The sequence below is a fragment of the Mesorhizobium sp. NPDC059054 genome (genome assembly GCF_042739215.1).
Classification (GTDB): domain Bacteria; phylum Pseudomonadota; class Alphaproteobacteria; order Rhizobiales; family Rhizobiaceae; genus Mesorhizobium.
The window spans coordinates 567707-588095 of sequence record NZ_JBHYHV010000005.1; the positions used below are offsets into that span (position 1 = coordinate 567707).

Annotated in this window: 19 protein-coding genes; 7 read left to right on the plus strand and 12 right to left on the minus strand. The window is 64.9% G+C overall.

Annotated elements, in window-relative coordinates:
• Window positions 1–230: 230 nt before the first annotated feature.
• The 6 genes from ACFWXH_RS23570 to ACFWXH_RS23595 all read right to left on the minus strand — a co-directional run bounded on the left by ACFWXH_RS23570 (window position 231) and on the right by ACFWXH_RS23595 (window position 6917).
• The gene (locus ACFWXH_RS23570) at window positions 231–2048 is read right to left on the minus strand and encodes a DEAD/DEAH box helicase (RefSeq protein ID WP_379123752.1); all 1818 of its coding nucleotides are present in this window, start codon (window positions 2046–2048) and stop codon (window positions 231–233) included.
• A 317-nt stretch (window positions 2049–2365) separates the two neighbouring features.
• Window positions 2366–2827, minus strand: a complete 462-nt coding sequence (locus ACFWXH_RS23575; RefSeq protein WP_379123753.1) for an OsmC family protein — start codon at window positions 2825–2827, stop codon at window positions 2366–2368.
• A 68-nt stretch (window positions 2828–2895) separates the two neighbouring features.
• Window positions 2896–4251 (minus strand): LLM class flavin-dependent oxidoreductase, encoded by a 1356-nt coding sequence (locus ACFWXH_RS23580; RefSeq protein ID WP_379123754.1) that lies wholly within the window; start codon window positions 4249–4251, stop codon window positions 2896–2898.
• Window positions 4252–4253: 2 nt separating this feature from the next.
• Window positions 4254–5294, minus strand: a complete 1041-nt coding sequence (locus tag ACFWXH_RS23585; protein ID WP_379123755.1) for an ABC transporter substrate-binding protein — start codon at window positions 5292–5294, stop codon at window positions 4254–4256.
• 13 nt (window positions 5295–5307) lie between these two features.
• Complete coding sequence (locus ACFWXH_RS23590) at window positions 5308–6072, minus strand: ABC transporter ATP-binding protein (protein WP_379123756.1); 765 nt, start codon at window positions 6070–6072, stop codon at window positions 5308–5310.
• Window positions 6069–6917 (minus strand): ABC transporter permease, encoded by an 849-nt coding sequence (locus ACFWXH_RS23595; protein WP_379123757.1) that lies wholly within the window; start codon window positions 6915–6917, stop codon window positions 6069–6071. The genes ACFWXH_RS23590 and ACFWXH_RS23595 overlap by 4 nt, the downstream gene beginning before the upstream one ends.
• Before the next feature lie 367 nt (window positions 6918–7284).
• On the opposite strand from ACFWXH_RS23595, the gene ACFWXH_RS23600 reads away from it, so the two are divergent.
• The 4 genes from ACFWXH_RS23600 to ACFWXH_RS23615 are packed head-to-tail and all read left to right on the plus strand — an operon-like array spanning window position 7285 to window position 11104.
• Complete coding sequence (locus ACFWXH_RS23600; protein ID WP_379123758.1) at window positions 7285–8247, plus strand: ABC transporter substrate-binding protein; 963 nt, start codon at window positions 7285–7287, stop codon at window positions 8245–8247.
• A gap of 19 nt (window positions 8248–8266) precedes the next feature.
• Complete coding sequence (locus ACFWXH_RS23605) at window positions 8267–9271, plus strand: FecCD family ABC transporter permease (RefSeq protein ID WP_379123759.1); 1005 nt, start codon at window positions 8267–8269, stop codon at window positions 9269–9271.
• Window positions 9268–10302 (plus strand): FecCD family ABC transporter permease, encoded by a 1035-nt coding sequence (locus ACFWXH_RS23610; protein WP_379123760.1) that lies wholly within the window; start codon window positions 9268–9270, stop codon window positions 10300–10302. The genes ACFWXH_RS23605 and ACFWXH_RS23610 overlap by 4 nt, the downstream gene beginning before the upstream one ends.
• 7 nt (window positions 10303–10309) lie before the next feature.
• Window positions 10310–11104 carry an ABC transporter ATP-binding protein gene (locus tag ACFWXH_RS23615; RefSeq protein WP_379123761.1) on the plus strand — a complete coding sequence of 265 codons (795 nt, stop codon included), beginning with the start codon at window positions 10310–10312 and terminating at the stop codon, window positions 11102–11104.
• Here the strand turns inward: ACFWXH_RS23615 and ACFWXH_RS23620 are convergent.
• Window positions 11088–11771 (minus strand): class I SAM-dependent methyltransferase, encoded by a 684-nt coding sequence (locus tag ACFWXH_RS23620; RefSeq protein ID WP_379123762.1) that lies wholly within the window; start codon window positions 11769–11771, stop codon window positions 11088–11090. The two genes, ACFWXH_RS23615 and ACFWXH_RS23620, sit on opposite strands and share 17 nt — an antisense overlap.
• A gap of 703 nt (window positions 11772–12474) precedes the next feature.
• Here ACFWXH_RS23620 and ACFWXH_RS23625 point away from each other — a divergent pair.
• Window positions 12475–13671 carry an MFS transporter gene (locus ACFWXH_RS23625; RefSeq protein WP_379123763.1) on the plus strand — a complete coding sequence of 399 codons (1197 nt, stop codon included), beginning with the start codon at window positions 12475–12477 and terminating at the stop codon, window positions 13669–13671.
• 124 nt (window positions 13672–13795) lie between these two features.
• Window positions 13796–14770, plus strand: coding sequence for a nucleoside hydrolase (locus ACFWXH_RS23630; RefSeq protein WP_379123764.1), 975 nt, complete (start codon window positions 13796–13798; stop codon window positions 14768–14770).
• 134 nt (window positions 14771–14904) lie between these two features.
• Here the strand turns inward: ACFWXH_RS23630 and ACFWXH_RS23635 are convergent, their stop codons facing one another.
• Window positions 14905–15261, minus strand: a complete 357-nt coding sequence (locus ACFWXH_RS23635) for an iron chaperone (RefSeq protein WP_379123765.1) — start codon at window positions 15259–15261, stop codon at window positions 14905–14907.
• Between the two features lie 400 nt (window positions 15262–15661).
• Here ACFWXH_RS23635 and ACFWXH_RS23640 point away from each other — a divergent pair, with 400 nt between their 5' ends.
• Window positions 15662–16159, plus strand: coding sequence for a tyrosine-protein phosphatase (locus ACFWXH_RS23640; protein WP_379123838.1), 498 nt, complete (start codon window positions 15662–15664; stop codon window positions 16157–16159).
• Window positions 16160–16324: 165 nt separating this feature from the next.
• On the opposite strand, the gene ACFWXH_RS23645 is transcribed toward ACFWXH_RS23640, so the two are convergent.
• From ACFWXH_RS23645 to ACFWXH_RS23660, 4 genes are read right to left on the minus strand one after another with little or no spacing between them, the layout of a single operon-like run.
• Window positions 16325–17746 carry a mandelate racemase gene (locus ACFWXH_RS23645; RefSeq protein ID WP_379123766.1) on the minus strand — a complete coding sequence of 474 codons (1422 nt, stop codon included), beginning with the start codon at window positions 17744–17746 and terminating at the stop codon, window positions 16325–16327.
• Window positions 17743–18546, minus strand: coding sequence for an ABC transporter ATP-binding protein (locus ACFWXH_RS23650; protein WP_379123767.1), 804 nt, complete (start codon window positions 18544–18546; stop codon window positions 17743–17745). The genes ACFWXH_RS23645 and ACFWXH_RS23650 overlap by 4 nt, the downstream gene beginning before the upstream one ends.
• Before the next feature lie 23 nt (window positions 18547–18569).
• Window positions 18570–19568, minus strand: a complete 999-nt coding sequence (locus ACFWXH_RS23655; protein WP_379123768.1) for an ABC transporter substrate-binding protein — start codon at window positions 19566–19568, stop codon at window positions 18570–18572.
• A gap of 50 nt (window positions 19569–19618) precedes the next feature.
• Window positions 19619–20389, minus strand: coding sequence for an ABC transporter permease (locus ACFWXH_RS23660; protein WP_379123769.1), 771 nt, complete (start codon window positions 20387–20389; stop codon window positions 19619–19621).

The window sequence follows — 20389 nt, forward strand, 5'->3', positions numbered from 1 at the left end:
GAACTTTCGCAATGAGTCGGCTCCGGCCGCCCAGCCTTGATCGCTTTAGCGACCGCTGGTGACGCAACCGTGACGGTCCACCATAGCCGCGCGGCAACGTCTGCTTTCAGGCAGCGGCAGAGCGTACTTAAATGGCCGAGTTGACGGCGCAAAGCGGCCATACCGCGCTGGTGATGACAGGCGACTGGAAGCCAAGGCCTCAAGGCGAGTTTCGAAAAGCCCGACCCGGCTCAGCCCTGCCGCTTCGGCTTGCCCTTGGATTTGCGATCCCCAGGCGCGCCTTGGCCGCGGTGGGGCTTCTTTCCCGGTTTGCCGCCTTTGCCGAACTTGTCGCCCTTCGCGAAATCCGGCTTTCCCTTGCCGAACTTCGGCTTGGCCCGCCACGACGATGCCGCGCCACCCTCGCCGGCAGGCGCGATGACGATGCCGCGCTCGGTGCTGCCGGGCTGCCTGATCTGCTCGATGAAACCCGCCGCCTTGTCGGCGGATATCTCGAAGCGGGTTTGCGTGTCCTCGATCCGGATCGAGCCGACGTCGCGCTTGGAGACGCCGCCGGCCCGGCAGATCATCGGCAGCAGCCATTTCGGGTCGGCGCGCTGCTTGCGCCCGAGCGACAGCGTGAACCAGACGCCGCCCTCCATGTCCGGACGGCGCGGCTCGCCGTCGCGTTTTTCCTCGATCCCCCTGTCGCGTTTGGATTTCCTCGCCTGCATGTCCTGGACGGGCAACGGCGAGAGGTCCTCGGGCACGGGCCGGGCGGAAAGCTGCTGGCGCAGGAAGGCGGCGGCGATGCGCTCCGGGCTTGCCTTGGCAAGCAGTTCCGCCACGAAGGCGGCTTCCGCCTCGTCGGGCTCGGCGGCCGACAGCACCGCGTCGAGGATCTGGGCGCGATAGCGGGTCTCGATCTCCGCGATGCCCGGCGCGGCACGCATGACGGCCGACAGCTTGGCCAGCGCCAGCACGCGCTGGGCGGCACCGCGCCTGTTCTCGGGCACGATGAGCACGCACACGCCTTTCCGGCCCGCACGGCCGGTCCGGCCCGAGCGGTGGAGCAGCGTCGCGGGATTGCTCGGCACATCGGCATGGATGACGAGGTCGAGGTTCGGCAGGTCGATGCCGCGCGCGGCGACGTCGGTCGCCACGCAGACATGCGCGCGGCCGTCGCGCATCGACTGCAGCGCGTTCGACCGCTCCGACTGCGCCATCTCGCCCGACAGCGAGACGACCGAGAAGCCGCGGTTGGCCAGCCGCGCGGTCAGGTGCCGCACCGCCTCGCGCGTGTGGCAGAACACCAGCGCGCTGGCGCTGTCGGAATCCAGCAGCGTGTTGATGACGGCATGCTCGCGCTCGTCGCGCCGCACCAGCATCATCTGGTACTCGATGTCGGCATGCTGCTCGGTGGCAGCGGTCGCCGCGATGCGCACCGCGTCGTGCTGGAAATTCCTGGCCAGCTCCGCGATGCCGCGCGGCACCGTTGCCGAGAACAGCAGGGTCCGTCGATCCTCAGGCGCAGCACCGAGGATGAATTCGAGGTCCTCGCGGAAACCGAGGTCGAGCATCTCGTCGGCCTCGTCCAGCACCACGGCGCGTAGCGCGCCGAGATCCAGCGCGCCCTTGGTGATGTGGTCGCGCAGGCGTCCCGGCGTGCCGACGACGAGATGGGCGCCGCTCTCCAGGGCGCGGCGCTCCCTGCGCATGTCCATGCCGCCGACGCAGGTCGCGATCCTGACGCCTGCAGCCGCGTAGAGCCAGTCGAGCTCCCGCTGCACCTGGATCGCGAGTTCGCGCGTCGGCGCGATGACGAGCCCGAGCGGCCGGCCGGCTGCCGGGAACCGTTCGGCGCGCCCAAGCAAGGTCGGGGCGATGGCGATGCCGAAGGCGACGGTCTTGCCCGAACCAGTCTGCGCCGAAACCAGGAGGTCGGCCTCGACGTCGGCGTTGGCCATCTCCACCTGGACAGGCGTCAGCTGGTGATAGCCTTTCGCTTCCAGGGCGGAAGCAAGCGCGGGGTGGATGGGCAGGGATGCTGCCTGGTCGGTCGATGTCATGATCGTGGTCTCTCTGTCGAAGCCGCGCATACCACGGCATCGACCAAGTTGTAATGACCGCTCTTCAGCGCGCGGAATTGCCGCTGGATCGCTTCACGATCTTACGGGTCCTGCACATCGAGCCTGTCGCATACCCCCACCCCTAACCCCTCCCCTCAAGGGGGAGGGGAACGATGTTGTCGCCGCGTCCGTGATAGCCATAGGGGAAAGCGCTGACGCGGAATCCCCCTCCCCCTTGAGGGGAGGGGTTAGGGGTGGGGGTTCCCCAGGCGATTGGTGGGAATTCCCTTCACCAAGCGATTGCCAGTGCAAGCCAGCTAGCTTGCCGTTGGGTTCGCTTTCCCACCGGCAGCTTCGATGATCACGTCGATCGAGCCACCCCGCTTGAGGGTGTTGTAGATCGGGCATTTCGATGTGAAGTGAGCGACGTAAAGCTCTGCCTTTTCCCGCCCCGCATCCTTGAACTGGAAGGTCAGCGTCAACGAGGCGAAGCGCGTCGGGTCCTCCCCATCGCGCAGGAACTCGGCCGTCAGCTTCACATTCGGCCTGGGCTCCTCGCGTTCGCGCGCGCTGGCATGAACCAGACCGAGCCCGCACGACACCAGGGATGCGAGCAGCAGCTCGCCTGCCGAGATAGCCTCGCCCGGCGCCCCTTGCGAAGCCCGTCCGTCCGAGATCAGGTGGTTGGAGCGTGCGGAAAGCACGACGCGGCCATAGGTTTCGTCGGCCCTGCCTTCGACACGGCTGCCGACATCGGGATCGAGCGCGGTTTCCGTCATTCCGTTACCTCGTTCTAGATCAAAAAACAAAAGAGTTAGGGCGCGTTTCCGTGAAAAACGGAAACGCTCTAGTGATGCAGACGCTGCCAGTCTCCGGCAGCGGGGCGAGAAAGGTTCAGGTGATCGCGCAGCGTGCTGCCGGAGTATTCCTTGCGGAAGAGGTTTCGGCGCTGCAATTCCGGGACGACCAGCCGCACGAAGTCGTCGAAGGCACCCGGCTGCCAATGCGCCGCGACCATGAAACCGTCGCAGGCACCGGCCTCGAACCACTCCTGCATCCTGTCGGCGATCGCGTCGGGCGTTCCGATGAAGTCGCCTTCGTAGCGGTTGGCATACATGCGGCCGACCTCGGCAAGCGGCAGCCCGCCCTTGTCGGAGGCTTCGCGCATTTCGTCATAATGGCCGGTCACGCCGGGGACCTTCAGATGCGGGAGAGGCTCGTCGAGCGGATACACCGAAAGATCGACATCCAGATGATAGGACAGGGTGGTGAGGCCGGACACGGGCTCGATCAGGTCCGCGAGCACGCGCCGCTTTTCGGCGACGATGGCATCGGTTTCACCGACAAGCGGGGTAATGCCCGGCAGGATCTTGAGGTCCTTGGGATTGCGTCCGAACCGCGCGGCACGCTCTTTCATTTCCCGGGAGAAGGCCACCGCGCTTTCCAGCGAGTAATGGGTCACGAAGATCAGGTCCGACCAGCGCGCGGCAAAATCCCGGCCTCGGTCGGATGCGCCGGCCTGGATCAGGACCGGATAGCCCTGCGGCGGGCGCGGAACGTTCAGCGGCCCGTCGACCTTGAACCATTCGCCCTGGTGAAGGATCGGACGAACCTTGTCGGGCGCGGCGAAAAGCGGCTCGGCGCGATCGGCCACCAGCGCGTCGTCCTGCCAGCTGTCCCACAGCTTGTGCGTCACTTCCAGGAACTCGTCGGCGCGATCATATCGCTTCTCGCGCGGGATATGCTCTTCCCGCGAGAAGTTGCGTGCCTCGGCGTCCTGGAATGACGTCACGATGTTCCAGGCAGCCCGCCCGCCACTCAGATGATCGAGCGTGGCGATGCCTCGGGCAATGTCGAACGGCTCGTAGTAGGAAGTCGACTTTGTCGCGGCGAGCCCCAGATGCCGGGTCGCCCCGGCCATCGCGGCGAGCACCTGCAGGGGTTCGAGCCTCAGCGCGCCGAGCGCTCCGTATCGCAGCTGACTGTCATGCGAATTCCCATAGCGATTGGGCACCGCCAGAATGTCGGCGAAGAACGCCAGGTCGAAGCGGCCTCGCTCGAGCACCTGGGCAATGCGCCGGTAATAGTCGATGTCCAGCCAGCCATCCTCTGACTGGGGATAGCGCCAGCCACCCGGACGTCCGGGTCCCGCGATGACGAAGGCTCCAAGGTGGAGCTGCCCGTTTCGATTGAAGCTGGTCATGATCAGGCGGCCAGTGCCCCGGCGACCGCCTCGCGGACGGGATCGAAACGCGGGTCCAGGATGAAGCCCGGCAGGTCGACCTCGCGCGGAAGCACTCCATGCTTGTAGAAACTCGTCGCCAGCACCTGGGTGGCATCGGCGGCCTGCTTGTCGGCCGGACGAAGGTCCACCGCCGTCGATTCCGATACGCGCTTCTCGGTCAGGAGCTGCTCGAAAGCCTTCGCCTCGATGCTCCCGGCCTCGAAGCCCCCATTCGCGGCCCAGATGGCGACCGTCCCGGCGGGATCGGCGTTGATGCGCCGCTGGACTTCGCGGACGGCGACCGCGAGCCTGACCGCGATTTCCGGATGCTCCTGGTGGAAGCCTTCCCGCGCGACGTAGAATGCGTAGTCATAGGTCGGCACGCCATCGAGCCTGTTCACCTGATCGGCCAGCCGTGCAAGCCCGATCGTCGCCGCCGGCTGCCAGTGGAACCACGCGTCGACTTCGCCCTGCGACAAGGCGGTGAACCCGTCGGCGCCGGTGAGGCTGACGCCCTGGACCTCGCTGAAATCGACCCCGGCAGCCTCGAGATATTTCAGCAGGCTGAAGTGACCGGTCGTGCCACGCTGGTAAGCGACTTTCCTGCCGCGCAGGTCGGTAGCTTGCCTGATGCCGCTCTCCTTGCGCACGACGCCGTCGACCGTGTTGACGGGCAAGGGAAAGGCCGCGATCGGAACGATCGGAATGCCGACGTCCACTGCGTTCACGACCGCCGTCGACGTTGCGAAGGTGAAATCGACATCGCCCGAGCGGATTGCTTCCATCACGGGCAACGATGCGGTGAAGCCGGGCTGCCAGCGGGGCCTGGCGCCGATCGCCTTTTCGAAGTCGTAGCCGGTGATATCCGCCCGGGCTGCCGCCCACGGCCCGGTGCGGCCGTCGCCGATGATGGCGATCGTGACTTCCGGCTTGTCCTGTGCGAGCGCCGGGATGCTCAGGCCGGACATGGCCAGCGACGATGCCCCGGCGGCGATGAAGCTGCGACGATTGAGAGTGAGCATGAGACGCTCCGATCTAGTTGTGAGGTTGAAGTTCGCGCTCGAAGCGCCGTGGCTTGTCCGGACCGGCCGTGCCTTCGTCGTGCAGAAGGCTTCCGATGAGTTCTTCTTTCAGGCGAGCGAGTTCGGCGTCGCCGCGCGGTCTTGGCCGCGGCCCCGGCAATGCGAGGCTCCGCGCGATCTTTCCAGCCCGCATGACGATGACGCGGTCCGACAGAAGCAGGGCTTCATCGACATCGTGCGTGACCAGAAGGACCGTGCGCGGCGATTGCCGGAGCAGGGACGACAGCAGTTCCTGCATCGCAGCGCGCGTCAGCGCGTCCAGGGCACCGAAGGGCTCGTCCAGAAGCAGAAGATCCGGCTGATGCAGGAGGGCGCGCGCCAGCGCGGCACGCTGGCGCTGTCCACCCGACAGCACGGCCGGATAATCATTGCCGCGCTCCCCCAGTCCCACGGCGTGAAGGATCTCCGCTCCGTCAGCCTCGCGGCCCCTGGTGCCGAGAACGACATTGCCGAGGACGGTCCGCCAGGGAAGCAGACGGTCTTCCTGGAACATCATCCTCACCTGGGGTCGCTTTGCGCCGGCATCGACACGCAGTATCCCGGCGGTAGCTTCATCGAGCCCCGCGACGATCTTCAGCAAGGTCGACTTGCCGACACCGCTCGCGCCGATTAGCGAAACGAACTCGCCCGGCGCGACATCGAGGTCGACGCCGTTCAGGACGGTGTTGCCGCCGAAGCTGCGCTCCAGGCGACGGATCGTTACGGCCGCCCCGCTCATGATCGGGCGGCTCGCGGGCTGTAGGACGGATGCCAGGACAGCAGCCTGGCTTCGATGGAGCGCGTCAGGAGATCGGCGAGCCAGCCCGCCGCCGCATAGATGAGGATGACCAGGACGATCACGTCCAGGCGCAGCAGTTCGCGCGCGTCCTGGACCAGGAAACCGAGCCCTTCGCGGGAGGCGATCGTCTCGGCAACCACGAGCGTCAGCCAGGCGACGCCGAGGGCATACCGGATGCCCGTCAGGATCTGCTGGAGCGCTCCCGGAAGGATGATCGACCAGATCAGCTGCGGCTTCGAAAGGCCGTAGCTGCGCCCCATCTCGACGAGCTTCGGATCGACGCTGCGAATGCCGGAAACGGTGTTGATGTAGACGGAGAACACGACGCCGAGGGCCACCAGCAGGACGCGGGGCTCCTCTCCGATACCGAACCAGAAGATCATGAGGGGCACCAGCGCCAGATGCGGCACCGTGCGGACCATCTGGATGGTGAGATCGGCGACTTGGCGGGCAGTCGTGGACAGCCCGACGACAATGCCGAGCGCCAGCCCCGTCACCGCGCCCAGGCCAAAGCCAACGGCAACGCGCCGCAGGCTGACGATCAGGTGATGCTGCAGCTGACCGCGCTCGATCAGGGAGACCGCCACGTCGACGACGTCCAGCGGGCCGGGCAGGACGCTCCGGTTCAGATGACCGCTGACTGCCGACCAGTGCCACAGAGCCAGGAGCACGAAGGGAAGAAGCCAGGGCAGCAGATGCCACCCGACGCTGCCCAGCAGGCCAGGCACAGGCTCCTGCTGATCGACGATCCTGGCCGGTGCGGTTTTTTCAGCAGTGTCAGTCATCGGCAATCCGACGACCTGCTTTGCCTTGGGCGTTGAAATTGAAATGCCTGCCCACCAGTGCCCCGCCGTCCGATCCGTTTTGATTAGTCTACTGAATTAGTAGAATAAACGGTCAGCACTGGCTGGATACGAACCAAATTCCAATTCCAGCACCAATCGAGAAAAATCCTCGACGTCGGCAGCGGTGCGTTCTCAGGCTCGAGCGCCGGCGCCAAAGCCAGTCGCCGCGGGATAGCCACGGCGGTTGCGGCCGGCTCCCCGGCGGAAGCCGGTTTCCGATTTAACAGCGCGGATGCGCGAAAAGTGGATTGTTTGGCTCCGCTTTAATGACTAAAGCGATGTCAGTATTCATGCAGAGGGCATCGCGATGGCGAACGCAGGTGGAATAGCGACTCTCTTCGGCCTATTGGCCGCGCTGATGACGGCCGGCCCCGCCGGTGCCGAGAGCGCCCTCACGATAACGGACGATCGTGGGGTCACGGTGGAGGTTCCGGCACAGCCGAAACGCATCGCCTCGATCTCCTATTTCGCGGACGATGTCGCGCTCGCCCTCGGCATCAAGCCCGTGGCGAGCACCTACATGACGGCCGGACGTGAGCCCGATTTCCTGCTTGGCCTGACCAAGGATATGAAGCAGATCGGCCAGCGCGCCAAACCGAACCTCGAACTGCTTTCGCAAGCCAAGCCCGACCTGATCGTCGCCATCCGCCGCTACACGGTCGGCAACGCGCCGCAGCTCGAGAAGATCGCGCCTTACGTCGCCTACAATATGGAGCTGCTGGACGGCAGCGACCGCGAGATCGCCGAACTTTCGAAGATCCTCGGCAAGCCCGAGCGCGGGATCCAGTTGAACAAGGACTTCCGCGAGCATCTGGCCGACTTCACCGCCAAGGCGCCGAAGGACGTGCATCCGCGTTTCGCGATCATGTGGGGCGGCGAGACGCCATTCGCCTTCCACACCGAAAACACGGCGGCATCCATCGTCGCGGCGATCGGCGGCGACAACATCGCCGGCAAGATGACGCCGGGCGGCGAGTTCGGCATCGATCTCAGCCTCGAGACCATGCTGGAGAAGGATCCGGAAGTCCTCTTCATCTACGATTCCGGTCCAGACCGGCCGCATGAGAACAATCCGATCTGGCAGGAGCTCTCGGCGGTGAAGAACAAGCGGGTCTTCTATGTCGGCGATCAATGGGTGGAAACGAACGGCCCGATCGCCCGCGAGATCGTGCTGCGCGAAGCCGCCCATTACCTCTATCCCGACGCGTTCCCCGCGGTCGACGTGAAGGCGGAAGCCGCCAGGATCATCCCGGCCGAGGCCCAGAAGTAACCAGCCGATCCGCACGACGATGGACGCACGGAAATCAGCCATAGCCATTGCGTTGATCGTCGCCGCGACTCTGTCTGTCATCCTGTTCGGCCTGATGCCCGGCGCCAGGATTTTGTCCCTCCACGATGCGCTGCACGTGCTGTGGGCTCCCGACGGCAGGATCGAGTCCATCCTGGTCTGGACGCTCAGGCTGCCGCGAAGCCTGGCGGCCGCCGTCGCGGGGGCGGGTCTCGCCGTTTCGGGCTATCTGCTGCAGGCGCTGACCCGCAATCCGCTCGCCGATCCGGGCATCACGGGCGCCACCGCCGGAGCCATCGCCCCGATCGTGGCCTGTTTCGTCTTCCTGCCCTGGCTGTCGTCTGCCTCCTATCCCTTCGTCGGCCTCGCGGGCGGGCTTGCCGCCTCGGCGGTGACTTTCTGGGTGGCGCGCGGCGGCAATGGACGTCCGCTGCATCTGGCGCTCGGCGGCATCAGCGTGTCGCTGTTCCTCGGCGCCATCACGATCTACGTGCTGCTGCTGGCCGGCCCGCAATCCACCGCTCTGCTGTTCTGGCTGTCGGGCGGCTTCCAGGGCCGGAGTTGGGCGCAGCTCCTCCACATGCTGCCATGGGTCGCGCTCGGCGTGGCGGGCGCGCTGTCGCTGCACCGGGTGGTGGCGATGTTCGCGCTGAGCGATCACGCCGCCGCGGGCATGGGGCTTCAGCTCAACCTGTGGAAGCCCGTGCTGCTCATCCTCGCCATCCTGCCCGTCGCCGGCGTCGCCCCGATCGCCGGCCCCGTCGCCTTTGTCGGCCTTGCGGCTCCGCATATGGCCCGGCTGCTGGGCCCGAAAGGAGCAGCCTGGGAGATTGCGCTGACGGCAGCCATCGGCGCGCTGATCGTCACCTGCGCCGATCTGGTCGGCCGCACCGCCGCCATTCCGAAGGAACTGCCCGTCGGCATCATCACGGCGCTGCTGGGCGGACCGGTCTTCATCTACCTCATCCAGCGCGGCCGGCTCGACTTCAAGGCGCAGCAGCCATGACGGCCGCCTCCCGGATACCGCGCAGATCGAACGCCTGGCTGCTGCCGGCCGCGGCCGCATCGGTTCTGCTTTCCCTGCTTGCAGCGGTGTTCCTCGGCGTGGTGGACGTTCCAGCCGCCGACGTCGTCTCGGTGCTGACTGGAGCCGGCTCGCCGGAAGCGCATTCCATCATTTTCGAGATCAGGCTGCCGCGCATCGTCACCGGCATGCTGGCCGGGATCCAACTGGCGGTCGCCGGCCTGATCCTGCAGACGATCACGCGCAATCCGCTCGCCGACCCGTCGCTGATCGGGGTTTCGCAGGGCGCGACGCTGACGGTGACGCTGTTCCTCCTTTTCACCGTCTATATCTTCGACCCGGGCTCGAACACCGTGGCCGAACTCCCCGTGGCCTGGCTGCCGCTGGCCGGAATGGTGGGCGGAATGGCAGCCGGGGGCATCATCTACCTGCTGGCCTTCCGGCTCGAGCTCAGCCCGCTTCGCATCACGCTGTGCGGCATCGCCATCGGCGCCGTTCTCCACGCCATCGCCATCGGCTTGATCGCCGGCTGGGGATCGGCGCGCATCGAGATCATCCTCGAATGGATTTCCGGCAGCCTCTATGCGCGCACATGGGATCATGCGCTGTTCCTGCTGCCGTTCACCGTGGCTGGCCTCGCCGTGCTGCCCCTGATCTATCGCCCGCTGGTGCTGCTGCAGTTCGATGCGCCCGTCGCCCGCTCTTTTGGTCTCGCCTATCGCCGCCAGTTTTCCATATTGCTGCTGGTATCCTGCGCGCTCGCGGCAAGCGCCGTCGGCGTGGTCGGGCCCATCGTCTTCGTCGGGCTGGTCGTGCCGCATCTGGCGCGGTTCCTGGCCGGACGGCATTTCGCGCTGATCCTTCCGATGACGGTCGCCCTCGGCACCGTGATCGTCACGCTGGGCGATCTCGCCGGCCGCCTCGCCGGCGGCACCGAGGAAGTGCCGATCGGCGTGATCACGGCATTGGCCGGCGTGCCGGTGCTGCTCGCCCTGCTCCGCAAAACGCCCTGAGATCGCCATGCCTTTGACCTGCTCGCAATTGTCGGTTCGTTACGGTCCCCGCCTGGCGCTGGACGGTTTTGAGCTCGCCTTGCAGAAGGGCGAGATCCGGGCGCTGATCGGCCCGAACGGTTCCGGCAAGAGCACGGCCCTGCAAGCGCTTGCCGGCCTGATCGCGCCCGCCGGCGGACAGGCGGCGATCGAGGGTGTCGCGGTCGCGTCGATGTCGCGGCGCGCCATCGCCAGGAAACTCGCCTTCCTGCCGCAGCAACCCGCCGCGCCCGACGAGATGACGATCGCGCAACTGGTGCGGCAGGGCCGCTTCCCCCATGTCGGGCTGTTCCGCTCCTATGGGCGCCGGGATGAAGAGGCCATCGAATGGGCGCTCGAAAGCACCGGGCTGACAAGTCTCGCGGACCGGACGCTGCAGGAGCTCTCCGGCGGCGAACGCCAGCGCGCCTGGATATCCGCGGCACTTGCGCAGGAGGCAGCCATCCTGCTGCTCGACGAGCCGACCTCGTTCCTGGATATCGGCTATCAGGTCGAGGTGCTGGACCTCGTCCACCGCCTCAGCCGCGAGAAAGGCGTGACGATCGTCATGGCGATCCACGACATCAACCAGGCGATCGCCGTCAGCGACCGCATCTCCCTGCTCGAAAAGGGCGAGCTGCGCTTCGACGGCGAGCCGAGGGCGCTGGCCGAAAGCGGCCTGATCGAAAAGACGTTCCGGGTGAAGGGGCGGTTCGTCGAGGTCGCCCCCGACAAGCCGCCACATTTCGACGTCGAGCTTGCCCGGATTACCGGCGCGGCTTGACGAGGCGGAACACGATCTTCGTCTGGGTGTAGTAGGTCAGCGCGTCGGCGAAATCGGGCGTCCAGCCGTCCTCGACGAAGGGTATGAACCCGTCATACTCCAGCTTCCGGCCGGAGACGTCGAAACCCGCTTTGGCGAACGTCCGTCCGTAGTCGGAAATCGAGCGGTCCTGCACGACGGTGTTGGTGCGCTTGGCCACCAGCTCGCGCCATTTCGGCCAGAGCGGATTGTCGGTGTGGCAGCCGGTGACGGCGTAATAGACGCCGCCCGGCTTCAGGGCCTTGAAGATATCCGCGGCGTGGGCGTCGATGTCCTCGACGAGGTAGATGACCTCATGGCTGATCGCCAGGTCGAACTCCTCGACCCAGCCCTCGAGCGTTGCGCCAACGGCGTGCTGGACGGGAAGATTTCCCTTCAGGGCTTCGGCCCTGGCGATCGACTGTTCGGCGATGTCGATACCGAGCGCCTTGCGGAACGGCCGCATCGCATGGAGATGGCGCAGCAGGCCGCCCTGGTTGCAGCCGAAATCCAGCACGCTTTTTTCCGACAGGTCGCGTTCGACCATCATGTCGATGAGATGGCGCCAGACCGGCGCATGGCCGTCCGCCATGCGGTCTTCCGCGTCAGGGTCGACGTACCAGGTGGTTATGGTCTTCCGGTCGCTCATCCGCGATCCCTCCGATGCGATTCACCAGGCCGTTCTCATAGGGTGGCCGGAACGATGTGGATAGGCAAAAATCGGATGGCGCTTCCTTCTTCCGCTTGCGAGGCACGCCCATGGGCGCTGCCCCTCATCGCCCTGCCGGGCACTTCTCCCCGTCTACGGCAGCGCAATCGCATACAGCAGCCGGTGGGACTCGAAGCCGGGTCTGGATCGCCGCGCCTTCGTCCGCGTTCCGGAATGGATCCCCGACACTCTCCGGTCGCTTCGCTCCTTCCGAGGTCGAGGATGACGGAGTTCCCTTTTCGCCCGCGCCTTTCCCTGGAGCGTTTCCGTTTTTCACGAAAACGCGGAAACGCTCTGCCCCTTTATTCCAAGCAATTCCGGATGGAAAACCGCACACACTTTTCCTGGAATTGCTGGATCCAACGGTGACAACTAGCGCTGACAGCACATGAAGCCCGTCATCCTCGACCTCGGAGCGACCGGAGGGAGTGGAGAGTGTCGGGGATCCATTCCGGAACGCAGAAAGGATAGCCGTGGCCGAAGCACGGCCACCCCGTGCTCACGGCGAGAAGGTGCGGCAGGTGTGGCGCCGCGGACGGCGCGCTGCACCATGCGCTCCGGGGTGCTGGCAGCATTGCCCTGGCCTGCGCAAGCCGATATTGCAGCGCAGCATATCAGCGCGACGCAGCGCAGGAACGGCCTCATGTCCACCTCCCAGACAGACGCAGCAATCCTCGAAGGCGAGCCCGCCGTGCAGCCCTGGCTGGTGATGCTGGCGCTCGCCATCGGCGGCTTCGCCATCGGCTCGACCGAATTCGCGGCGATGAGCCTGCTGCCCTACATCGCGGCCGGGCTCGGCATCGACGAGCCGAAGGCCGCGCATGCGATCAGCGCCTATGCGCTGGGGGTGGTCGTCGGCGCGCCGATCATCGCCGTGCTGTCGGCCCGCGTGCCGCGCCGCACCCTGCTGATGGCCCTGATGGCCGCCTACGGGGTCACCAACTGCCTGACCGCCCTGGCGCCGGATTATGAATGGCTGCTGGTCTTCCGCTTCCTGAGCGGCCTGCCGCACGGCGCCTATTTCGGCGTCGCGGCGCTCGTCGCGGCATCGCTGGTCGGCCCGAAGGAGCGCACCACCGCGATCGCCCGCGTGATGCTCGGCCTGACGGTGGCGACGATCGTCGGCGTGCCGGCGGCGACCTATCTCGGCCAGGCCTTCGGCTGGCAGGCGGGCTTCGCGCTGACCGGCCTGCTGGCGCTCGCCACCTTCATCATGGTCGCCCTGTTCGCGCCACGCGACAGGCCGGACGACAGCGCGAGCCCCTTGCGGGAACTCGGCGCCTTCCGCAACCGGCAGGTGCTGTTGACGCTGGCGACCGCCACCATCGGCTTCGGCGGACTCTTCGCGGTCTATTCCTACACCGCCTCGACATTGCTCGAAGTCACCAGGGTCGACCCGCGCGTGGTGCCGCTGGTGATCGGCCTGTTCGGCGTCGGCATGACGCTGGGCAACCTGGTTTCGGCCTGGGCCGCGGACAAGGCGCTGAAGCCGACGGCGACGGTGCTGATCATCGCGAGCGCCGCCGCCCTCTTCGCCTTCCCCTATGCGGCCGGCTCGCTGTGGTCGATCTCGCTCGTGGTCTTCCTCGTCGGCTGCACCACGGGCCTCGCCATCGTACTGCAGACCTATCTGATGGATGTGGCGCGCGACGCCCAGACGCTGGCGGCCGCCGCCAACCACAGTGCCTTCAACGTCGCCAACGCGCTCGGCCCCTGGCTCGCCGGCCTCGCCATCTCTGCCGGCTACGGCTTCCCTTCCGCCGGCTATGTCGGCTGCGCCCTTTCGCTGGCCGGGCTGGTGCTGTGGCTGATCACGATGTGGGACGCCAAGCGCAGATAGCAGCGTAGCCTTAAGATCGTCGCGGATGCCGCGCAGCGCGCCGTCCCCTTGGTTTGCCTGGACCGCGCTTGACGGCGCGCGGCGCCGCAGTCTGTAATCGGGTTCAACCGGGAAGAGGACCCTCATGGAAAAGATCATCCTGGACTGCGACCCGGGGCATGACGACGCCATCGCCATCCTGCTTGCGGCCGGCAACCCGAACATCGACCTGCTCGGCATCACGACGGTGTCGGGCAACCACAATGTCGAGAACACCACGCGCAATGCGCTTTCCGTGTGTACCGCCTATGGCATCGAGGTGCCGGTGGCGAAGGGATCGCCCGTCCCGATGCTCAGCGAGCAGGTCCTGGCCATCGAGATCCACGGCGAGACCGGGCTGGACGGGCCGGTGCTGCCGCCCGCCTCCTTCGAGCTCGACAGGCGCCATGCCGTGGATTTCATCATCGATACGGTGATGGCGCATGAGCCGAGGACGGTCACGCTCGTGCCGGTCGGGCCCTATACCAATATCGGGCTCGCCGCCCGCAAGGAGCCGCGCATCGTCGAGCGCGTGAAGCGGGTCGTCGCGATGGGCGGCAGCTATACGCGCGGCAACATCACGCCCGCGGCCGAGTTCAACATCTACGGCGATCCGGAAGCCGCCGACGTGGTGTTCCGTGCTGGCTGGGACGTCACCATGGTGGGGCTCGACCTCACCCACCAGGCGTTGGCCACCCCGGAACTGCAGGACAGGGTGCGCGCCATCGGTGGCCCGATCAGCCGGTTTATCCTCGACATCTGGAAATTCATCGCGACGACGCATGGCGGCCTGCTGCAGATCGCGCATCCCGCCGTTCATGACGCCTGCTGCGTCGCTGCCCTGATCGACCCGACCGTCTTCACTACCGAAAAAGCTGACATCCGCGTCGAGATCGCCGGCCGGTGGACCAAGGGCATGACCGTCTGCAACTTCGAGAAGATGGGCGGCATGCACCATTTCGGCGGCACCGCCAGCGAGCAGATCAACTTCCGCCACACCGTGGCGATGCAGCTCGACTGGCCGAAATTCGCCGACATGATCGTCAATGCCGTCGAGAGGCTGAGCAGCGGCAAGGGGTGACCGAAGCGGAAAATCCGCTGAAGGACATAATCGTCGGAGAGCTGCTATTCAGCAGTCGATGTCATTCCTGCCGTTCGCGGTCGCGCAGCAATATCAACTCCACGCCCCTTCTGGCAGACACCGCGCATCGGCATTCACACCCCTAGCTCCTTTCGCGACGCAAGGGCGAGTGCAGCGATGAGTTCGTCCGGAATGGGCTTGCTCGGCGAGAATGTGACGCCAGTTTTCGACGCTTTGAGCCCGGCTGCGGCAATGTCGTCCGAATATGCGCTGATCGCGCCCTTGCTGACGTACAGACCACACTGTTTGCTGAATGCCGCATAGCCGGCGATGATTAAACCCGCGGAACCGAACCCTGGCATGTCGTACCGGATGATCTCTTCCGCATCAGGGAGCGTTTGCGCCAGCCGGGCGCGTACGAACGCCAGCAGTGGCTGGAGCGCTTCTGGAGCCGCAGCGATGTAGGCATCGTGGTCGGCAAACGCGGTCATGTATTTATCATCGGCAATCGGATGTATTCGCGCAAGCGGAGAAGTGTCTGCAACGGGTCCATCCGAGAGTCGTCGGTCCGAACTCCACCCCAGGGCAGTCTCAATGCCGCTCCGCCGAGGCAATACCCGGCGGCAGGCGTGTCAGGTTGACCCCGAAATTGCGAAGCCCTGCACATCACCCAGCTTTCGTCGTTCCGCCCCACCATGCTCGGCCAGAACACTTTTGGTGGGCGGCCTTGTCTTGAATATCCGAAAGCGCATTTTCGAATGCTGACGCAAATTCGCCAAAGTCTGGAATTGATGAAGATGCACGATTGGGATCATCGAATTGAAATTGCGTCGATACATACGAAACGCTCTCATCGGGTTCAGCTCTGCCGTTCTGCTCTACCTCGGTGGATTGGGAGCCTTGCAGCTGACCGGGAATTTCCACACTGTGGTTCCGGGCAAGCTCTATCGTTCGGCGCAGCCGAGTGCGGGAAACCTTGAAGTCTACGCCAAACAGTATGGCTTAAAGACGCTCATCAATCTGCGAGGGGCGGCCCCCGGCGCACGATGGTACGAAGATGAGAAGCGCGTCGCCAAGGCCATGGGCCTGACGATGATCGATTTTCAAATGTCGGCAAGCCATGAATTTGAGGTTTCCCGAGCCAAGGAACTGGTAGCCCTCCTCAAATCCGCTCAGACTCCAATTCTGATCCACTGCAAAGCTGGGGCGGATCGATCCGGCCTGGTGTCCGTCATCTATGCAAGCCAGGTGGCAGGCATGGACGAGGAGGACGCTGAAAGACAGCTTTGGCCAATCTATGGGCACCTTGGCATCCCGGTACTGTCGTCCACCTACGCGATGGACAAGAGCTGGGAAGCACTGGAACCCGTCTTCGGCATCAAGAGCTAGCCACAGCTCACATCCGGATGTCGGCAATCGGAGCCAATCGTCCAAGATTGGGCTGGATGCCGGCCTGCAGGCGATGACTGCGGATACCGAGAGCAAAGCGTTGTGAGCGGAACGGGACCGAAGGTTCAGGATCGCGACGCCGCGCGCTCCGGCAAATCCGACCCCTCAGCTCCAGTCGGCGGAAGGCATAGGCTCCAGTCCGGCAATGTCCGGCGACAATGCCGTTGCGAATCCGGGAGCGCGTAGCGAACCCGTTGCGACCTTGCCACCTTCAAGCTTCAGCCGAACCACACCATTCTGGAGATGATAGAGGTCGCCATGTGCGGCAAGGAAGGCCGTCGCTTCGCCGTGGGGGCGATTGGCGAAGCCATCGATGAAATGGTGGGCATTCTTCTCGACATGGGTGAGCCCCAGCCAACTGACGAGGGCAAGATCCTGCTGCAAGGAGATGCCCGGCTCGCAGGTCAGATCCTCGGCCGAGAGAAAATAGCGCGCCGCACCGTCGCCATTCCAGACTTGCGCCCGGGCGGCATTCAGTATCGATTTGTAGAAGCCCTTGCAGATCTTCGACGACACGCCCGTATAGCCCAGCGAGCGCGCGGCCGGGAATGCATCCAGACCGCCATCCGACTCATCGATCATCACCGGAATTCGGGTAGCGAGACGATGCACCGGCTCTTCCAGAGCACGGTCGCGCCGGACCGGCTGTTCGAGGCACAGCAACGCCTTGCTGAACCGGCGAAGCGCCGGGTCGGCTTCCACCCGGGCAAAAAACGCCGCGATGGCATCGCCGTCGGCGAACTGTTCGTTGCCATCGAGCGTCACGCGGTAGTCTACGCCGCTTTTGTCCAGCAGCGAGGCAATCCGGCCGAGACGCTCCAGATCCGCTTCCGCGTCGCCGCCGATCTTGATCTTGTAGTAACGGCAGTCATAGGTCGCGATGACCTCCGACAGCGTCTCCGGCAAGCCGTCGTTCACACGGCTTTCCTGATCGTCGGGCACCAGCGGATCGACCAGTCCCACGGTGTGGCGGATGTCGATATCCGGCGCGGGGCGACGGGAAGCAAGGAAGGCATCCAGATCGAAGCCGTCCAGTTCGGGTACGAGCGTCCCGGTGCGCATGCCGGCCAGATTGATGGACATGGCCTGTGCGAAACTCACGCCCTGCGCCCGGCACAGGGCATCGAGAATGGCGCGATCGAGCATCGCCATCCCGAAGCTTGCGATCAGTGGATTGAGCGCCTGCGCGGCACATGCGTCGTTCAGCTCAAAATAGCTGGTCTCAAAGAGGCGGTAAGCGGTCTGCAGACCGGAGGCAAGACGGGCCTGCGCGGCCAGCTCGATGGAGCGGCGCAGCTGGTGGTGGTTCTGGTCATCGGTGAGCGAAGGGTTCTTGTCGAACCATTTGGCGCTCAGCGCCTCGGCTGCCCAGCCCGTGGCCTCCTGCCCGCTTTCCTGACGAATGCGGACCGAGACCACGGCCTGCCTTCCGCCCGTCGCGGTTTTCATGCCAAAACGGAACGGGATGCGCATGCGGTAGGGCCGCTCGTAACAGCAGACGTCGACGACCCTGAGCCGCAAGGTCATGCCGGCACGAAACGAGGGGCGTCGCCGCTCTGCCGGCCGGTGAGCATGTCGTAGATCTTCAGCGACAGGGCGCCGAATTCCGGCGTGATACGGCTTTCGACGGTGCGCGGCCGCGGCAGATCGATATCGAGCACGGTGTCGATCCGTCCCGGACGCGGCGACATGATCACCACGCGATCCGACAGGAACACGGCTTCGGGAATGGAGTGGGTCACGAACAGGACGGTCTTGCGCGCACCCGAGGCCTCGCCCCAGATGCGCAGCAGTTCCAGGTTCATCTCGTCGCGCGTCATGGCGTCGAGGGCTCCGAAGGGTTCGTCCATGAGCAGCAGCTTGGGATCCAGAAGCAGGCCACGACAGATCGCGGCGCGCTGCTGCATGCCGCCGGAAAGCTCACGCGGCAGCTTGTTGGCGAATTCCCCGAGCCCGGTGAGTTCGAGCAGCTCCATGGCGCGCTGGCGGTAGTTGCGCGGGTTCAGGCCCGCCAGTTCCGCCGGCAACAGAACATTGTCGAGGATGGTGCGCCATTTCAGCAGCACAGCCGCCTGAAACACCATGCCCACATTGGGGATCGGCCGCATCACCTTCTGGCCATCCACCGTGACCGTGCCGGCGCTGCGCTCACGCAGGCCGGCGACCACGCGCAGCAGGGTGGATTTTCCGCAACCGGACGGGCCGACGAGCGAAATGAACTCACCCTGCCGGACCGCCAGATTGATGTCACGCAACGCTTCGACCGGCCCCGAAGCGGTGCCGTAGGTCATCGAGACCCCGTCGAGCAGGATGGAAGTGTTGTCCACGCTGTCTAGCCTGTCTTCAGAGGTCATTGAACGTCGAACGGAAGCTCTATCCTGGTCAGGAAAGTGTCGTCATAAGCGTCCGCACAATCTATCTTCGTGGACAGTCCCATATAGGTGTTCACGAGGTCGACCGATCCGCACATCTTTTCCTTGTCGATGGCTCCGATACCCTTTTCCTTGAAGGTCTTGGTCTTCATGAGTTCGAAACCGAGATCCATGTTTTCGCGCAGGGCCACGACATCGATCTCGGGTACGGCCTTCTTGTAGATTTTCATCGCGCCTTCAGGATCTTTCATGACGTCCTGCCAGCCCTTGTACGCGGCCTCCAGAAAACCGCGAAGCGCCTCGGGCCTGTCCTTGATGGTGGCTTCGCTGGTCATTATCGACATGGCGTAGAGCTGGAAATTGTAGTCGGCCCAGTTCAGCGTCGCGGCATTGCCCTTGCCGACCGCCTTCTCCGCCAGCGGCAGCCCGGTCGTGTAGTCCGACACCGCATCGGCGCGCCCTTCGGCAAGCGCTACATATTTGGCCGAAGGCTCGATGTTCACCCATTTGATGACGTTGGGATCGAGGCCGTTTGCGTTGGCGAATGCCGGCCACATCAGGCGCTGGCTGTCGCCGGGCGGGGCGCCAACCGTCTTGCCGGGGAGGTCGGAGGGCTTGGTGATCGGGGCGGAGGTTTTGGAAAAGAAGTTCATCGGCGTGCGGTCGAAGATGACGCCGACAACCTTCACGGTGGTTCCGCGGCCGCGTGAGCCGATGACGACCGCTGCGTCGGCAAGGCCGGCATCGGCCCGGCCGGTATCGACCTTGGCGATGGAATCGCCGGAGCCCTTGGAGTTCTCGATCACCACGTCGAGGCCCTTCTCGGCGAAGTAGCCCTTCTCCTTCGCCACCCAGTAGGCGGCGTGATCGCCAACCGGAAACCAGTTCAGCGCGAAGGTGAACTTTTCGTTGGCCATGGCCGGTGCTGCCGCGAGCGCGGCTACCATGGCCGTTGTGATCATCAGTGCAGTCTTCATCCCGTTCGCTCCCATTTTTTCAGTTATCGGATGGTGACGATGATTCAGGCTCAGGCGTCGGTCCCCTCGGCCCACGGAGCCAGATAACGCGACATCAGGCCGACGGCGGCGAACAGCAGCAGACCGATAATCGAGATATAGATGAGCGCGGCGAAAGCCAGCGCGGTGTTCATGCTGCTCTGGCTGGTCACGATGACATAGCCGAGCCCTGTCTGCGAGGCGACGAATTCGCCCACGATGGCGCCGACGACGGCGGACGTCGCCGTGACCTTCAGCGCCGACAGGATGTAGGGATAGGCATTCGGAATGCGAATCTTGGCGAACACCTTCCACTTCGGCGCGCTGAAGACGCGTCCGAGATCGATCATGTCATGATCGATCTGCGAGAGACCCACTGCCGTGTTGATGACAACCGGGAAGAAGCCGATCAGGGCGCCCATCAATATGTTGGGAAGAATGCCGTAGCCGACCCAGATCAGGAACAGCGGCGCAATGGCCACTTTGGGAAGGGTGTTGAGAAACACCAGGAACGGCATCAGTGCCCGCGAAAGCACCGGCGACCACGCAATCATCGTGCCCAGCAGAACGCCGCTCGCCGCCGCCAGCACGAAAGCACCCACGATGGCGAGGCCGGTGGCCCATATGTGGCCCCACCAGTCGATCGAGGTGTCGAGCATGGCGTCCAGCACCGAACGCGGACTTGGAAGCAGATAGGGCTTGACCCCGCCCCAGCTTACAGCCGCCTGCCATATGGCCATGATCGCAACGAAGAGAACGATGGCGGGCACCAGTTCCAGAAATTTTCCGCGCAATTTCGCCAT

Coding starts and splice junctions, on each gene's coding strand:
- ACFWXH_RS23570 (WP_379123752.1), bottom strand. CDS start 2,048: ATGACATCGACCGACCAGGCAGCATCCCTGCCCATCCACCCCGCGCTT.
- ACFWXH_RS23575 (WP_379123753.1), bottom strand. CDS start 2,827: ATGACGGAAACCGCGCTCGATCCCGATGTCGGCAGCCGTGTCGAAGGC.
- ACFWXH_RS23580 (WP_379123754.1), bottom strand. CDS start 4,251: ATGACCAGCTTCAATCGAAACGGGCAGCTCCACCTTGGAGCCTTCGTC.
- ACFWXH_RS23585 (WP_379123755.1), bottom strand. CDS start 5,294: ATGCTCACTCTCAATCGTCGCAGCTTCATCGCCGCCGGGGCATCGTCG.
- ACFWXH_RS23590 (WP_379123756.1), bottom strand. CDS start 6,072: ATGAGCGGGGCGGCCGTAACGATCCGTCGCCTGGAGCGCAGCTTCGGC.
- ACFWXH_RS23595 (WP_379123757.1), bottom strand. CDS start 6,917: ATGACTGACACTGCTGAAAAAACCGCACCGGCCAGGATCGTCGATCAG.
- ACFWXH_RS23600 (WP_379123758.1), top strand. CDS start 7,285: ATGGCGAACGCAGGTGGAATAGCGACTCTCTTCGGCCTATTGGCCGCG.
- ACFWXH_RS23605 (WP_379123759.1), top strand. CDS start 8,267: ATGGACGCACGGAAATCAGCCATAGCCATTGCGTTGATCGTCGCCGCG.
- ACFWXH_RS23610 (WP_379123760.1), top strand. CDS start 9,268: ATGACGGCCGCCTCCCGGATACCGCGCAGATCGAACGCCTGGCTGCTG.
- ACFWXH_RS23615 (WP_379123761.1), top strand. CDS start 10,310: ATGCCTTTGACCTGCTCGCAATTGTCGGTTCGTTACGGTCCCCGCCTG.
- ACFWXH_RS23620 (WP_379123762.1), bottom strand. CDS start 11,771: ATGAGCGACCGGAAGACCATAACCACCTGGTACGTCGACCCTGACGCG.
- ACFWXH_RS23625 (WP_379123763.1), top strand. CDS start 12,475: ATGTCCACCTCCCAGACAGACGCAGCAATCCTCGAAGGCGAGCCCGCC.
- ACFWXH_RS23630 (WP_379123764.1), top strand. CDS start 13,796: ATGGAAAAGATCATCCTGGACTGCGACCCGGGGCATGACGACGCCATC.
- ACFWXH_RS23635 (WP_379123765.1), bottom strand. CDS start 15,261: ATGACCGCGTTTGCCGACCACGATGCCTACATCGCTGCGGCTCCAGAA.
- ACFWXH_RS23645 (WP_379123766.1), bottom strand. CDS start 17,746: ATGACCTTGCGGCTCAGGGTCGTCGACGTCTGCTGTTACGAGCGGCCC.
- ACFWXH_RS23655 (WP_379123768.1), bottom strand. CDS start 19,568: ATGAAGACTGCACTGATGATCACAACGGCCATGGTAGCCGCGCTCGCG.
- ACFWXH_RS23660 (WP_379123769.1), bottom strand. CDS start 20,389: ATGGCGAAATTGCGCGGAAAATTTCTGGAACTGGTGCCCGCCATCGTT.